This window comes from Neisseria sp. P0016.S008 (assembly GCF_051957775.1).
In the GTDB taxonomy this organism is placed as follows: domain Bacteria; phylum Pseudomonadota; class Gammaproteobacteria; order Burkholderiales; family Neisseriaceae; genus Neisseria; species Neisseria flavescens_B.
Genome location: NZ_JBQCWB010000002.1, coordinates 357,360 through 372,398, shown reverse-complemented (window position 1 = coordinate 372,398; position 15,039 = coordinate 357,360). Strand labels below are relative to the sequence as shown.

Here is a 15,039-nt window from a genome sequence, read left to right as displayed (position 1 = left end):
CATTTTTTAGATGGGTTAGGACAAAAAGGCCGTCTGAAAACAGGGTTTAAATGTTTTTCAGACGGCCTTTTGAGTGTTGATGCGTTTATTTGGCAGGGACGGCGGGCAGGGAACCGTTCAAGAGATAATGAATGGTTTCTTGAACCGTACGGATGGCGTTGCCAAACGGCAGCGGGTCTTTGCCTCGGAAAAACAGGCCTTTATCGACTTCGCCGCGGAATGCTGCGGAAAGTTGGATGTCGATACAGAATTGGCCGGCTTTGGCCAAACCGTCGCGCAAGCCGCAGCTGGTCAGGCAGTTCAGGCCTTGGGTGCAACGGCGCGGATCGTTTTTGGCATTGGCTTGCAATTTGGCTTCACGTTTGATGTAGCTGTCGAGGAATTTGGTGCGCACTCCGCGAGCAGGCAAACCGGCAACAGACATGAATTCAACCACTTGTTCGGTTTCCGCACCGGTTAGCGTTTTCTTGAAGTTGATGTGGGCATCGCCTTCTTCGGTCACGGCAAACGCGGTACCGATTTGGACGGCGGACGCGCCCCAGTTTTTCAATGCTGTTTTGACTTTTTCAAAGTTTGCCATGCCACCAGCGAGTATCAATGGGATTTTTTCGCTTTCCAAGCCCAAGTTTTTGAATACTTCAAACGTTTCTTCAATAACGCGTTTGAACTCGAATTTGGCATCGTTCACGCCGTCAACGGTCGCCGCGCCCAAATGGCCGGCTGCGTGGGCAGGATGTTCGATAACGATGGCATCGGGCAAGATGCCTTTTTTCATCCAACGTTTCAAAACGATGTTGATACCGCGTGATTCGGACAAAATAGGGAAAAGGGCGACATCTTTGTGGTAGCCCTCGGCCATTTCCGGTAGATCCAAAGGCAAACCTGCACCCATCACAATCGCGTCTGCACCGGATTCGCAGGCCTGACGAACGTAGGCGGCATGGTCTTTGACGGCTTTCATGACGTTGACGGCGATCATGCCTTTGCCTTCTGAATCGGCTTTGGCTTTTTTGATTTCACGGTCAAGCGCGATACAGTTGAGGCGGGTGTATTTTTCTTCGCTGGAATCGATTTTTGATTCGGCCAGCAAATCTTCGTGCAAGTGGCGCAAATCGACGCTGGCGATGGTACCTACACCGTTTTCGCGTGCAACCGCGCTGGAGAGTTTTGATGCGGAAACGCCTACACCCATACCGCCTTGTACGACGGGAATCAGTGATTTGCCACGGATAATCAATGGGTCAAAGTTGTTTTGCATGGATGCTCCTTCATAGATTCTGGATGATGCCGTCTGAAATCCTATGAAATAGATTGGATAACGGACTGATGTGTATATAAATAAGTGTGTTTTTCGCCGCCGTTTTTCAGACGGCATGAGGCGTGTTTTTAAAATTTTAGGAATTATACTCTAAGTTAGTGTAAAAATTAGAGTATTAATACAGTTTTTTGAAGGAAAAATTGAAAAGTCTTGTTAATAAAGGAATAAATTTTATGGTGGATTGGATTGAGGAGGAGAAATTGCAAACAAAATCTACAAAGAAAAAGGCCGTCTGAAATTTCAGACGGCCTTAAGTATGGGAATCAGACAGATGTCGGATTACATTTGTTTTTTAGCGGCGTCAATGGCGCGTTGGTCGGGGTTGATCAAGATTTCAACGCGGCGGTTTTGTGCGCGGCCTTCAACAGTAGCGTTGGAGGCGATGGGTTGACGGGAGCCGTAACCGAAAGTGCTCAAACGGGTGCTGCTTACGCCGCGGGATTGCAGGAAGGTGGCAACGGATTCGGCGCGGTTGCGAGACAATGGCTCGTTGATGGCATCGTTACCGGTGTTGTCTGTGTGGCCGTTAATGGTCAAAGTGGTGTCAGGATATTGAACCAAAGTTTGCGCGGCGGCAGACAAGGCGCTTTGAGCTTGACCGCTCAGGGCAGCGCTGCCGGTGGCGAAGGTTACGTTTTCAGGCATAACCAGTTTGATTTGGTTGCCTTGACGTTCAACTTCGATGTTGGTGTTGGCCAGGCTTTGACGCAGTTTTTTCTCTTGGTAGTCCATGTAACCGCCGATACCGGCACCTACTGCACCACAAGCCAATGCGGAGTTGCGCGCGCCTTTACCACCGTGGGTCAGCGCACCAACGATGCCGCAAACAGCCGCACCGCCCAAGCCGTACATAGCGGTTTTGCTGGCGGATTGTTGACCGGTAGCAGGATCGGTCACACAGCCGGTAAGTGCCAAAGGAATGGCAGTAGCAATAACGGTCAGGGGTTTCAAGAATTTCATGTCGTATCCTCTTTTTAGATGACGGCACGGGCCGTCTGAAAAAAATGAATAAAAACCGCGTGGGTCATTACGAATTAATGATACCGAATATCCGAAACGCAAAAGAATGGGTTTAACCCGATATTACGCAAATATTTGCCAGTTAACATAATACTGAAACATTTCTGCATTTTTCTGACCGTTTGGCCGTTTTACCGCCAGATGAAAAGCAGGTTTCTTTACGATTTCTTCCGTTTTTTCTTTTTACGGCGATACCAGCTGACAAATGCCCATTTCAATCTGACTTTGACATCATATCCCACCGAGCCTGCGCCCAGTATGAACAAAACGGCGGAAACGGGCAGGGCGAAATGATGGCCGACCAAATGATAACCCCATACGCCAACGATGCCGCCCAGTAAAAACGACAGCATCAAGCCGCTTAAAAGCCACATTTTCGGTTTGTTGACGCGGACGTGCGGCAGGCGCGGATGATGTTGTTTGGAATAATAAAGCGCGCGTGAAATTTCAATGCCCAAGTCGGTCGCCGTACCGGTCATGTGGGTGGAGCGGATGGCGCCGCCGGAAAGAAGTGTGATAACCGTATTGTGCATACCCATAATAAAACACAATAAAAACAATGCCAAAGACGGCATAATAAAATCAGAGCCGCCAAAATCCCATTCCATCGCGGCAATACCGAACCAACCGAATATCAACAGATAAACTGCTTCCAGCCACATGGAAAATCCAAAGCTGCCACGGAAACGCATTTGCTGCGTCCACAAAATCACCCAGCCCGAATGCGCGGCTCCGGCAACAAAACACAACACGCTGATTGTGGCAATAATGGCCACACTCCACTCTTGAAGATACAAAACATCTGCCAACAGCGACATTGAGCCGGTAACGTGGGAGGTATAACGTGAGAATGCGAAGTAACCGCCGGCATTAATCGCACCGGCAAGAAAGGCCATGATGTAACCCAGCCGTCTGAAACGGGCATCGGAAATATTGTGTTCGTGCAGGTACGGACGGTCTGCCTGCCAAAACGGCGGCGTGTGTTGCCTGTGGTGGCGCGGTCGGTAAGAGTGAGGCCGTTTGTCGTCGTTCATTGATTTGAGGATTGGGTCGAGCGTTTATACTGGGTGTATTTTATATGCAACTGCCTGCTACCAAGAACAAATAATATAAAGTGTTCCCAAGTTGCCACACTTGCCCATTGCAAGATGAGGGCGTACATTAATAGCCATACATGAGTATAAGGAAACATCTGATGAATCCTATCCGCCTGACCTTATTGATTGGTGCTGCCGCATTGCTTGCCGCCTGTGCCACCACGCCTGAGCAAAAAGCCGCACGCGCCCAAGCGCAGAAACGCTATGAGCAGGATCTTCAAGTCAATCTTGCCGCTCAATGCGACCAAGAAACTGCCGCGCTGATCCGCCGCAAATTTGACGAAGAAGGCAAACCTGGTGCTGCAACCGCGGAACAAAAAGCCTTCCGCCTCAAATATATCGACAAAGTTTCCGATCCGATGTTCCAGGCCTGCTACAAAATGGCATGGCAAAACTATATTTCCCAAGAACAGCTGCGCGAAGCCCGCTACTATCGCTATTACGATGATTGGGGCTATCCGTTTGGCCGTTATCCTTGGTGGTGGTAAGGTATTAACAAATTTTAGGGCCGTCTGAAAGCATATATTTATTGGTTTCAGACGGCCTAAGGTTTATTGAAACGGCAATAACGTTTACAATAGCCGCCTATTCAAACACAATACCCACCACCCATGAACATCTGGCTTGGACAGCGACACGCGCCCAAATTTCCGCAAGGAGCCGCCGTAACCATCGGCAACTTCGACGGCGTACACCTCGGGCACAAACACATTCTACAAAAACTCAAACGAGAGGCAGACCAGCGCGGTCTGCCTGTTGTCGTTGTTGTTTTTGAGCCTCAGCCCAAAGAATTTTTTGCGCGCAAAGCCGGGAAAAAGCTGCCTTACCGCATCAGCCCGCTGCGTACCAAATTGCGCCTTTTGCGTGAAACCGGCTGTGTGGATGCCGTTTGGGTCTTGCGTTTTAACCAAGCTTTCTCCGATATGAGCGCACAAGCGTTTATCGACCAACTTTTGCGCCAAACGCTCAACACGCGTTATCTGTTGATTGGCGACGATTTCCGTTTCGGTGCCGGTCGTGAAGGTTGTTTTGAACTTTTGGCACAGCAGCCCGATATGCAAACCGAGCGCACGCCGTCCGTTATCGTTGAAGACATCCGTACCAGCAGTACCGCCGTCCGCCAAGCCCTTTCAGACGGCAAGTTGGAATACGCTAAAAGATTGTTGGGCCATGATTACGTTTTAAGCGGAAAGGTCAAACACGGGCAAAAACTCGGTCGCACCATCAACGCGCCTACCGCCAATGTCCAGCTTCCTCCGTATCATTATGCTTTAAGCGGCGTATTTGTCGTTGAAGCAGACGGCACATTCGGTACGCGCCGAGGCGTTGCCAGCTTTGGTTTTAACCCCACTGTCAGCAACAACCGCTCGCAAAAGTTGGAAGTCCATCTGTTCGATTTCAACGGCGATTTGTACGGCCAACGTATCTTCGTCCGCTTCCTGCACAAACTGCGTGACGAGAAAAAATTTGAGAGTATCAAAGCATTGAAAACCCAAATTTTGCAAGATATGGAAGATGCGAGGGTTTGGGAAGCATAGAAACGCTTCTAGAAGCTTATAAAATCAAGATAATTGGGCTACAATAAGTCCTTTGAATTTTTTCAGACGGCCTGTTCTTTTCAAAATGAGCAATCAGGCCGTCTGAAACCGAAATACCGCAACAATAGAGATTAAAAAATGACTGATTACAGTAAAACCGTAAACCTGCTCGAGAGCCCGTTTCCAATGCGCGGCAATCTTGCCAAGCGCGAGCCTGCATGGCTGAAAAGCTGGTACGAGCAAAAACGCTACCAAAAACTGCGCGAAATCGCCAAAGGCCGTCCGAAATTCATTCTGCACGACGGTCCTCCGTATGCCAACGGCGACATCCACATCGGTCATGCCGTCAATAAAATTCTCAAAGACATCATTATCCGCAGCAAAACCCAAGCCGGTTTTGACGCGCCTTATGTACCGGGTTGGGACTGCCACGGTTTGCCTATCGAAGTGATGGTAGAAAAACTGCACGGCAAAGACATGCCTAAAGCCCGTTTCCGCGAATTGTGCCGCGAGTACGCCGCCGAACAGATTGCCCGCCAGAAAAAAGACTTTATCCGTTTGGGCGTGTTGGGCGACTGGGACAATCCTTACCTGACCATGGATTTCAAAACCGAAGCCGATACCGTGCGTATGCTTGGCGAAATCTACAAATCCGGCTATCTCTACCGCGGCGCGAAACCGGTTCAATTCTGCTTGGACTGCGGCTCTTCATTGGCCGAAGCCGAAGTGGAATATAAAGACAAAGTATCGCCTGCGATTGACGTTGCCTATCCGTTTAAAGACACTGCCGCGCTTGCCGCCGCATTCGGTTTGGCAAGTATCGAAGGCAAAGCGTTTGCCGTCATCTGGACAACTACGCCTTGGACTTTGCCTGCGAGCCAAGCTGTTTCAGCTGGCGCAGACGTGGTGTATCAACTGATTGATACGCCTAAAGGCAAATTGGTGTTGGCCAAGGATTTGGCAGAAGATGCGCTCAAACGCTACGGTTTTGCTTCAGACGACCTGAATGTATTGGCAGAAACCACCGGCGACAAGCTGGAAAACCTGCACATGAATCATCCGTTCCTCGAACGCGATATTCCTATGCTCAACGGCGACCACGTTACCACCGATGCCGGTACCGGTTTGGTACACACTGCCCCTGCGCATGGTCTGGAAGACTACGCTGTCTGCAATAAATACGGTATCGAGCTTTACAACCCTGTAAATGCCGAAGGCAAATACATCAGCGAAACGCCGCGTGTTGCCGGCATGAGCGTTTGGGAAGCGAATCCCGTTATTCTGCAATGGCTGGAAGAGACCGGTAACCTCTTGGCAAGCAGCAAAATCGAACACAGCTACGCACACTGCTGGCGTCACAAAACGCCGTTGATTTACCGTGCGACCGGCCAATGGTTTGTCGGTATGGACAAGGCCGGAAAAGACGGTAAAACCCTGCGCGATAAAGCCATTAAAGCCGTTGATGACACCGAATTCTTCCCGTCATGGGGGCGTGCGCGTTTGGAAGCCATGATTGAAGGCCGTCCTGACTGGGTGGTTTCACGCCAACGCTACTGGGGCACGCCGATGACTTTCTTTGTTCACAAAGAAACCGGTGAGCTGCATCCGAACTCTGCCGAGTTCTTGGAAAAAGTTGCCCAAAAAATCGAAGAAAAAGGCATCGAAGCGTGGTTCTCTCTTGATAAGAGCGAACTTTTGAGCGCGGAAGATTGCGAAAATTATGACAAACTTTCCGACACGATGGACGTGTGGTTCGACTCAGGCTCGACCCATTATTCCGTTGTGAAACAACGTGAAGAATTGGAATGGCCGGCTGACTTATACCTCGAAGGCAGCGACCAACACCGCGGCTGGTTCCAATCGTCTATGTTGACCGGTTGCGCCTCATCAATGGGTCGCGCGCCATACAAACAGCTGCTGACCCACGGTTTCGTGGTTGACCAAAACGGCCGCAAAATGTCGAAATCCATCGGCAACGTCGTCGCGCCGCAAGAAGTTTATAACGAATTCGGCGCGGACATCCTGCGTCTGTGGGCGGCATCTACCGATTACAGCGGCGAATTGGCGATTTCCAAAGAAATCCTCAAGCGCGTAACCGAAAGCTACCGCCGTATCCGCAACACCTTGAGCTTCCTGTTTGCCAACCTCAGCGACTTCAATCCTATTGAAGATGCCGTGCAACAGGCAGACATGGTGGAAATCGACCGTTACGCCGTGGTATTGGCACGTCAGCTGCAAGAGCATCTGGCAGGCGATTACTATCCGCGCTACGCCTTCCATTTTGCCGTAAAAGACATTGTTTCTTTCTGCTCGGAAGACTTGGGCGCGTTCTACCTCGATATCCTGAAAGACCGCCTCTACACTACCAAAGCAGACAGCCATGCACGCCGCAGCGCGCAAACTGCCTTGTATCACATCACACGCAGTTTGGTTCTGCTGATTGCTCCGATTTTGTGCTTTACCGGTGAGGAAGCATGGGACATCATTGGTGGTGGCGAAGAAGACAGCGTCCTTTTCCACACATGGCATGAGTTCCCACCAATCAATGAAAAAGCCGAAGCCGAATTGGTGAAAAAATGGACGGCAATCCGCGAAGCACGCGAAGCAGTAACTGCCGCCATCGAGCCTCTGCGTACGGATAAAACCGTCGGCTCTTCATTGCAAGCCGAAGCTGAAATTACGGCTCCGGAAGAAATTGCCGATTATCTGAACACTTTGGGCGAAGAATTGCGTTTTGCTTTGCTGGTGTCTAAAGCAGAAGTGAAAGTAGGTGATGAACTTGCTGTAACCGCTAAAGCCAGCGATGGTGAAAAATGCGAACGCTGTTGGCACTATACCCACGATGTGGGTGCAATTGCAGGCCATGAAACTATCTGTAAACGTTGTGCCGACAACGTTGACGGTAAAGGCGAAGACAGACATTACGCTTAATTGTTTGGTCTAAGATAAAGGCCGTCTGAAAACTTTGGAAATAGGTTTTCAGACGGCCTTTGTTTGACAAAAATGGAGATGAAGATGAAAAAAAGGATACTGCTTTTCACTATAAGCTTATTGTCTGCCTGCAATAATCAGCAACAGCAACCGGTTGAACCGTTACAGGAAACAATCCGAGTGCACAATATTCTGATTAACGTGATTACCCCTCAAAACGGCGTACCGATTGATTTTGAAAAAAAAGAATTTCAAGAAGCAAAAACATTTTTCGACAAGATTCAGCAAGTAGCAAAGGTTGCGAGGGCATATTATATTTATCCCGAACCATCATGCTATACAAGGGGAAGCGGACGCTACTCTACGAAAGAATGTCACCAGGGCTTGGTTGAAAAAACATGTTTTTTAGTGAGTATGGAGCTACTCAATCCTTCTTTGACAAAACTTTCAAACGAACAGCGGTTATCGGAAAGCCTCAAATATATTGAACATCGGAAAAGAGAACTTAAGAAAAATGCCATACCTATCGTAACATTCGATATTTTGGATGAAGGGGAAAATTATATTGTCTATGCAAAGAAATCTAGAAAATATGCCCATTTCAAACCAGAAGTTACCGCCAAGCTGGCTTTAAACGGATTATTGTTTGAAGGTGTATGCACGAACAACTCTCCCACGGCAAAGTTCACCTCTTGGGAAAGTACCGCAACAGTCAATTGGGTACGGGAACTGATAAAAATCAACCAACAAGGATCCAAGCCCGACCAGCCATAAAATTAAAGGCCGTCTGAAAACTTGTTTCAGACGGCCTTTAGCTATTTTATTAGTAAGTAGAAATTAGCGGGCAGAGCAAGAAGTTTCTACTTTGTTGCCGTATGGGTCAGTGAAGCCGAAGAATGCTTCGCTGCCTTTTTGATGCCATTCAGCGCCTTTGCCGAACAGGCCTTGGTTGGCAACATAGCGTTCGCCTGAACCTGCAACGGCAGAAGACAGGGTGGCAACTTTGTCGTCCAAACGCAGTTCAACTTGGTTGGTGCTCAGGTTGCGGACTTGTACAGACAGGCCGTTTTCGCAGCTGAATGATTGAACACGGCCATGGTTGTGCATGTCATGATGTTGGTGGCCATGTTCGTGTGCATGATTGTGCTCATGACGTTGACCATGGTCATGGCGATGGGCTTCAGGTGCGGCACAGGCAGCGAGGCTCATGGCGGCGGCAATTGCAAGCAGGGCTTTTACTTTCATTTTTGACTCCTATGGTCAGTGTTGAAGGAAGAATGTAGCGGCATGTTATAAATATCTTTATGGCTTCACAATAGGGATAACCATTATTTACTTTTTCTTCCTGTTTTCGGGAGTATGGCAGGATTCTTTGTAGTTTTGATATGAATGATTAATGCCGTTTGAAAAAAAGCCGCACTTGCGCTAGAGGTAAACGAAAGTGCGGAAAATTCAGAGAGTTACATTGAAAGAAGGGTAGGACAGCTTAACGCTGGCGTGCTTTAAAACGTGGATTGCTCTTGCAAATGACGTACACTTTGCCTTTTCGGCGGACAATTTGGCAGCCGCGGTGTCGTTTTTTTGCAGTTTTCAGGGATGAGAGGACTTGCATCATTTATCCTTTCTGAAAGAAGACATCATGGATTGGTAACGTTGGTTGAATTTGCTGGCGCGGCCTTCAACATTGACATTGCGTTGTTTGCCTGTGTATACGGGGTGGGACGCGGAAGAGGTATCAAGAGAGAAGAGGGGATACTCTACTCCGTCTTTCCAAACCATGGTTTTTCCGTGGGTATTGGCACATGAACGGATGAGCCATCCTTGGTCTGCACCGCTGTCGTAAAACAGGACGGTACGATAGTTGTCTGGGTGGATATCGGGTTTCATTTCTTTCTCCAGTGAGTGTTATGGTATAACATTATACTCCTAGAAAAAGAGCAGGCAAGTGTTTTTTGGTTTTTCTTTATCACGGGGTTGCGGCATTTTGATAAAATATGCTGTTTCAGACGGCTTTTTTTCATGAGGCCGTCTGAATATTTTGTTTTCTGATGATAGGGATATGATGTATTTGTATAAGGGTTTCAGATTGGGTGGTGCGGTAAGCAAGGTTATGCCGATTATCCATGTATTGTCCAAGCTGGGGCTGTTGTTTTCACTGCTGTTGGCAGTGCCGACACTGATGTCGTATTTTTATCACGACAGCGCGTTTATCGTGTTTGCCTATACGGCTTTGACGGTATTGTTGGTGTCGTGCGTTACTTGGGTGCTGACTTTGCGTTTCAACCGCGAGTTGCGGCCGCGTGACGGATTTACCCTGGTATTGATGCTGTGGCTGGGCTTTGCCGTCGTGGCGGCGATGCCGATTTATTTTTATATGCCGTCCATGAGTTTCACCGATGCGTTTTTTGAAGCGATGTCGGGGCTGACGACAACGGGGGCAACAGTGATTTCCGGCTTGGATACGCTGGATCCGTCGGTAAATTTTTGGCGGCACATGCTCAACTGGCTTGGCGGTATGGGTATTATCGTGCTGGCTGTAGCGATTTTGCCGATGTTGGGCGTGGGGGGGACGCAGCTTTTCAAAGCGGAAATTCCAGGTATGGATAAGGAAAGCAAGATGGCTCCCCGCATTTCACAAGTGGCCAAACGATTGTGGTTTGCCTATGCGCTGGCAACTGCTGCCGCCTTTGTGTCCTTACATATTGCCGGCATGGACTGGTTTGATGCCTTGTGCCATGCGATGTCGGCTGTGGCTTTGGGCGGTTTTTCGACGCATGATGACAGCATTGCTTATTTTGATTCCGTAGCGGTCGAATGGACGTTGATGTTTTTTACCGTCTGGGGCGGTATCAATTTTGCCAGCCACTTTACTGCATTGGGCAACCGCTCTTTGCAGGTGTATTGGAAAGATGAAGAATGCCGCACCATGTTGCTGGTTTTGTCGGGCAGTATTTTGATTTCGGCATTGTATTTATGGCAGCAGGACGTTTATCAAAGCCTTGGCGAAGCTTTGCGCTTTGTCAGCTTCAACTTTGTGTCCATCGGATTGGCAAGCGGTTTTTCCAATACTGACTTTGCCCAATGGCCGCTGATTGTGTCGTTGTGGATGTTTTTCCTGTCGAACGTATTGGCAAGTTCAGGCTCTATGGGTGGCGGTATTAAAAATGTGCGTGCGTTGGTGTTGTTCAAATTCAGCTTGCGCGAAATGTTGATTTTGCTGCACCCTCGTGCAGTTCGTACGGTAAAGGTCAACAACCGCTCCATTCCGGATCGCATGGCGCTGACTGTCATGTCGTTCATCTTTATTTATTTTATGACGGTCATCGTATTCAGCTTTTTACTAATGGCGGCAGGCTTGGACTTTTTATCCGCCTTTACGGCAGTCATTGCCTGTATTACCAATGCAGGGCCGGGTTTGGGGGCAGTTGGTCCGTCGCATAATTACGCCGCGCTGAGCGATGTACAGAAGTGGCTGTGTACGGCGGTGATGTTGTTGGGACGTTTGGAGATTTTTACCGTTCTAATTTTGTTTACTCCAGCATATTGGAAGAAATAAGTGTGAGAAAAAGGCCGTCTGAAATTTCAGACGGCCTTTTTATAATGGCAGGGCTTAAGCATATTGCTTGAGCAATTCTTTAAATTGTTCGCCAGTTTCAGGGTGTTTCAAACCATAAGCCACGGTTGCTTCAAGGTAACCCAATTTGCTGCCGCAGTCGTAGCGTTTGCCATCAAACGCATGAGCCAACACAAACTCATGGTCGAGCAGGCGGGCGATACCGTCTGTCAGTTGGATTTCGTTACCGGCGCCGCGGGGCAGGTTGGTCAACAAGTCAAAAATACGCGGAGTCAGGATGTAGCGACCGACAACGGCGAGGTTGGAAGGCGCTTCTTCCGGTTTGGGTTTTTCAACAATGTTGATGATACGTTGATAGCTTTTCAGTTTTTCAACTTCAACGATACCGTAAGAGCCTGTTTGGGAAGGATCAACGGTTTCAACGCCTAAAACGCTGTTACCGCTTTGGTTATACACGTCAACCATTTGTTTTAATGCACCTTTAGGCGCATCAATCAAATCATCTGCCAAAATAACGGCGAAAGGTTCATCGCCAACAGCAGCTTGAGCGCATAGCACGGCATGCCCCAAACCCAATGCTTCAGTTTGACGGATGTACAAGCAGGTAATGTTCGGAGGCAGGATATCGCGAACGTGTGCTAACAGCTTGTCTTTTTGACGCAATTCCAATTCGGTTTCCAACTCGTATGCTTTGTCGAAGTGGTCTTCGATACTGCGTTTGTTACGGCCGGTGATGAACACCATTTCGGTACAGCCGGCTTCAACCGCTTCTTCAACTGCATATTGAATCAGAGGTTTGTCCACAATAGGCAGCATTTCTTTGGGGCTGGCTTTGGTCGCAGGCAAGAAACGGGTACCCATACCGGCAACGGGAAAGACGCATTTTTTAATGGGTTTCATATTATTATCCTATTTTAACTGTGGGTTTATACCCAAAAAATGTAAAGATGTAGTCGTATGTAATAATAATACCACATGATAAAGTATCAGGCGGTTTGAAAAGGAGAATTGGTCATGGATACTGTCTTATCCCAGCAACGACAGTAATTCTTCTTCGCTCAATACGGCCACGCCCAAAGCTTGGGCTTTTTCCAATTTACTGCCTGCGGCTTCTCCGGCGACAACGTAGTCGGTTTTTTTGGATACGCTGCCGGAAACTTTACCGCCTGCAGCCTCAATCATAGCTTGGGCTTGGTCGCGTTTGAGTGTGGGTAAAGTCCCTGTTAATACGAAGGTTTTACCTGCTACAGTCTCATTAATGCCGTCTGAAATCGTTTCATCTTGAAGCTTAGACAGCGTTTGAGCAAAGAAAGTTTTCATATTTTCAAGCAGGGCCGCGTTTTGCGGTTTACTGCGCCATGTCTGCCAATCGGCAGGTAACGCTTTGTCGGTTTGCAAACCCTCTATGCTTTGTCCGGCAAGCTCCCACAAGGCCAGTGCTTTGGTTTCGCTGATTTTAAAATCGGGCAGGCGGGCAATCCAGCGTTGCGGTTCAGCATGGCGCAACGGCGGGATAGTGACAGCCTGGCTTTGCGGGGCAACACCTACAGTCAGCAGCTCGTCTATCATCGCCTGTTGTGCTTCTTGGGCAAAAAAGTGAGAGATGGAGCGAGCAACCACCGTGCCGATATCGGGCAGGCAGGCGAGGATGGGTTCGGGTGCATGGCGGACGTTTTCCAGTGTGCCGAATGCCTGTGCCAGCGTTTTGGCGGTGCGTTCGCCAACGTGACGGATGCCGAGGGCAAAAAGGAAGCGGGCAAGTTCGGGCGTTTTGCTGGCTTCTATGCCTGCAAGGATGTTTTCCGCCCATTTGGTCGGCTGTTTTTTAATGTTTTTGGCAAGCAGAGTATTGTCGGTCTCGCCTTCAAAGTTTTCAATCTCACTGTTTGATGGTTCTTCCTCATTGGCCGATGCTTTATCCGCCGTTTCTTTCATTTTCTGTAAGGTTGGAATATCGAGACGGTAGAGGTCGGCGAAATGACGAACCAAATCTTGCGCTACCAGCTGCTCGATTTGTTTTTGTCCAAGTCCGTCGATGTCCATGGCTTTGCGAGAGGCGAAGTGGATTAAACCTTGCGCGCGTTGTGCTTGGCAAAGCATACCGCCGCTACACCGGGCAACTGCTTCGCCTTCTTCGCGTTCGATTTCGCTGCGGCAGATAGGGCAATGGGTAGGCAGGCGGTAGGGTTTGTGAAGCGGTTCGGCTTGCGTTTTAGAAGGTGTTTCAGCAAACAAATCGTCTTGCAGGCCGTCTGAAACAGCAATTTTGGTCTCCTGCATTGGGCGGCGTTCAAAAATCACGCGTACTATCTCGGGAATCACGTCTCCGGCGCGGCGCACGACGACGGTATCGCCAACGCGCACGTCTTTGCGCGATACTTCGTCCTGATTGTGCAGGGTGGCGTTGGTAACGGTAACGCCGCCGACAAATACAGGTTGCAGGCGGGCAACCGGGGTTACTGCGCCGGTACGCCCGATTTGTACATCAATGGCTTCGACAATGGTCAATGCTTCTTCGGCAGGAAATTTGTGGGCAATGGCCCAACGTGGCGCGCGTGAGATGAAACCCAGTTTTTCTTGTTGTGCCAGACTGTTGACTTTGACCACCATGCCGTCAATTTCGTAGGGTAAAGTAGGGCGTTTTTGCTGCATTTTTTCGTAAAACGCCAATACTTCGTCGATATTTGGGAAACAGCCGAAATTACTATCGGGCAGGCTGAAGCCAAGCTCTTTACAGTAGCCCAGCTCTTGCAGGTGTTCTTCTGCGATAAAACCGCCTTGCTGTCGGGCGATGGAATAGGGGAAGAAATGCAGTTTGCGCTGTGCCGTAATGCGCGAATCGAGTTGACGCAGACTACCGGCGGCGGCATTGCGTGGATTGGCGAAAGGTTTTTGTCCGTTTTCAGCCTGTCGTTCGTTCAAGGCGGCAAAATCGGCTTTGAGCATCAGTACTTCGCCGCGTATTTCGATAAGCTCGGGAATGTTTTCTCCATGCAGGCGCAGGGGGATATTGGATACGGTTTTGACGTTTTGGGTAACGTCTTCGCCTGTTGTGCCGTCGCCACGGGTTGCCGCTTGAATCAATACGCCGTCGCGGTACAGCAGGCTGATGGCTAGACCGTCAAATTTAGGCTCGATAACGTATTCCGGTTTTTCGCCGTTTAATCCGCCACGAACGCGCTCATCGAAAGCGTACATTTCGGCATGGTCAAACACGCCGTTTTCGTCTTGTGGCGAAAAGGCGTTGGTCAGTGACAACATAGGCACTTCGTGGCGCACTTCGGCAAAGCCCGCCAAAGGCTCGCCGCCGACGCGCTGGGTTGGGCTGTCGGGCAGTTTCAACTCAGGGTGATTCAACTCCAATGCTTCAAGCTCGCGGAACAATTTATCGTATTCGGCATCGGGTACGCTGGGCGCGTCTAGGGTGTAATATTCGTAGGCGTAGCGGTTGAGGAGGTCGGTCAGGTATTTGATACGTTGTGCGGTCGGATTCATGAGTAATCGAAATAGAGTTTTCAGACGGCCTGATGGTAGAAAGGCCGTCTGAAAATCGATGAATAT

13 protein-coding genes are annotated in these 15,039 nt (G+C 49.2%); 5 read left to right on the top strand and 8 right to left on the bottom strand.

The genetic code is table 11. From position 1 onward, the window contains the following. Positions 1 to 85: 85 nt before the first annotated feature. The 3 genes from ACTHS8_RS04040 to ACTHS8_RS04030 form a co-directional block, all read right to left on the bottom strand. Entirely contained in the window at positions 86 to 1,258 is a 1,173-nt protein-coding gene (locus tag ACTHS8_RS04040) for an NAD(P)H-dependent flavin oxidoreductase (RefSeq protein ID WP_137040981.1), read from the bottom strand. Positions 1,259 to 1,597: 339 nt separating this feature from the next. Next, the gene (locus ACTHS8_RS04035; protein ID WP_070749195.1) at positions 1,598 to 2,278 is read right to left on the bottom strand and encodes an OmpA family protein; all 681 of its coding nucleotides are present in this window, start codon (positions 2,276 to 2,278) and stop codon (positions 1,598 to 1,600) included. Between the two features lie 218 nt (positions 2,279 to 2,496). Then, positions 2,497 to 3,372 carry a YoaK family protein gene (locus tag ACTHS8_RS04030; RefSeq protein ID WP_440373047.1) on the bottom strand — a complete coding sequence of 292 codons (876 nt, stop codon included), beginning with the start codon at positions 3,370 to 3,372 and terminating at the stop codon, positions 2,497 to 2,499. A 161-nt stretch (positions 3,373 to 3,533) separates the two neighbouring features. On the opposite strand from ACTHS8_RS04030, the gene ACTHS8_RS04025 reads away from it, so the two are divergent. The 4 genes from ACTHS8_RS04025 to ACTHS8_RS04010 all read left to right on the top strand — a co-directional run bounded on the left by ACTHS8_RS04025 (position 3,534) and on the right by ACTHS8_RS04010 (position 8,695). Beyond that, positions 3,534 to 3,923 (top strand): hypothetical protein, encoded by a 390-nt coding sequence (locus ACTHS8_RS04025; protein ID WP_049351446.1) that lies wholly within the window; start codon positions 3,534 to 3,536, stop codon positions 3,921 to 3,923. 123 nt (positions 3,924 to 4,046) lie between these two features. Continuing rightward, a complete protein-coding gene (gene ribF / locus ACTHS8_RS04020; RefSeq protein ID WP_440373046.1) occupies positions 4,047 to 4,973 on the top strand; it encodes a bifunctional riboflavin kinase/FAD synthetase in 927 nt (308 codons plus the stop codon). A gap of 138 nt (positions 4,974 to 5,111) precedes the next feature. Then, the gene (gene ileS, locus ACTHS8_RS04015) at positions 5,112 to 7,904 is read left to right on the top strand and encodes an isoleucine--tRNA ligase (protein WP_440373045.1); all 2,793 of its coding nucleotides are present in this window, start codon (positions 5,112 to 5,114) and stop codon (positions 7,902 to 7,904) included. A gap of 656 nt (positions 7,905 to 8,560) precedes the next feature. Then, the gene (locus ACTHS8_RS04010) at positions 8,561 to 8,695 is read left to right on the top strand and encodes a hypothetical protein (protein ID WP_350223300.1); all 135 of its coding nucleotides are present in this window, start codon (positions 8,561 to 8,563) and stop codon (positions 8,693 to 8,695) included. 46 nt (positions 8,696 to 8,741) lie between these two features. Here the strand turns inward: ACTHS8_RS04010 and ACTHS8_RS04005 are convergent, their stop codons facing one another. From ACTHS8_RS04005 to ACTHS8_RS03995, 3 genes are all read right to left on the bottom strand, one after another. Beyond that, complete coding sequence (locus tag ACTHS8_RS04005; RefSeq protein WP_254346858.1) at positions 8,742 to 9,149, bottom strand: MliC family protein; 408 nt, start codon at positions 9,147 to 9,149, stop codon at positions 8,742 to 8,744. Between the two features lie 241 nt (positions 9,150 to 9,390). Then, positions 9,391 to 9,516 carry a type B 50S ribosomal protein L36 gene (gene ykgO, locus ACTHS8_RS04000; protein ID WP_107769292.1) on the bottom strand — a complete coding sequence of 42 codons (126 nt, stop codon included), beginning with the start codon at positions 9,514 to 9,516 and terminating at the stop codon, positions 9,391 to 9,393. Beyond that, a complete protein-coding gene (locus ACTHS8_RS03995) occupies positions 9,516 to 9,791 on the bottom strand; it encodes a type B 50S ribosomal protein L31 (protein WP_004464264.1) in 276 nt (91 codons plus the stop codon). Before ACTHS8_RS03995 ends, ykgO begins: the two co-directional genes overlap by 1 nt. Positions 9,792 to 9,963: 172 nt before the next feature. Here ACTHS8_RS03995 and ACTHS8_RS03990 point away from each other — a divergent pair, with 172 nt between their 5' ends. Next, on the top strand, positions 9,964 to 11,460 hold the full coding sequence (locus tag ACTHS8_RS03990; protein ID WP_440373044.1) for a TrkH family potassium uptake protein: 1,497 nt from the start codon (positions 9,964 to 9,966) through the stop codon (positions 11,458 to 11,460). A gap of 54 nt (positions 11,461 to 11,514) precedes the next feature. On the opposite strand, the gene galU is transcribed toward ACTHS8_RS03990, so the two are convergent. Continuing rightward, positions 11,515 to 12,378 (bottom strand): UTP--glucose-1-phosphate uridylyltransferase GalU, encoded by an 864-nt coding sequence (gene galU / locus ACTHS8_RS03985; RefSeq protein ID WP_440373043.1) that lies wholly within the window; start codon positions 12,376 to 12,378, stop codon positions 11,515 to 11,517. Positions 12,379 to 12,504: 126 nt separating this feature from the next. Further along, on the bottom strand, positions 12,505 to 14,973 hold the full coding sequence (gene ligA / locus ACTHS8_RS03980; protein WP_440373042.1) for an NAD-dependent DNA ligase LigA: 2,469 nt from the start codon (positions 14,971 to 14,973) through the stop codon (positions 12,505 to 12,507). Between the last annotated feature and the right edge of the window lie 66 nt (positions 14,974 to 15,039).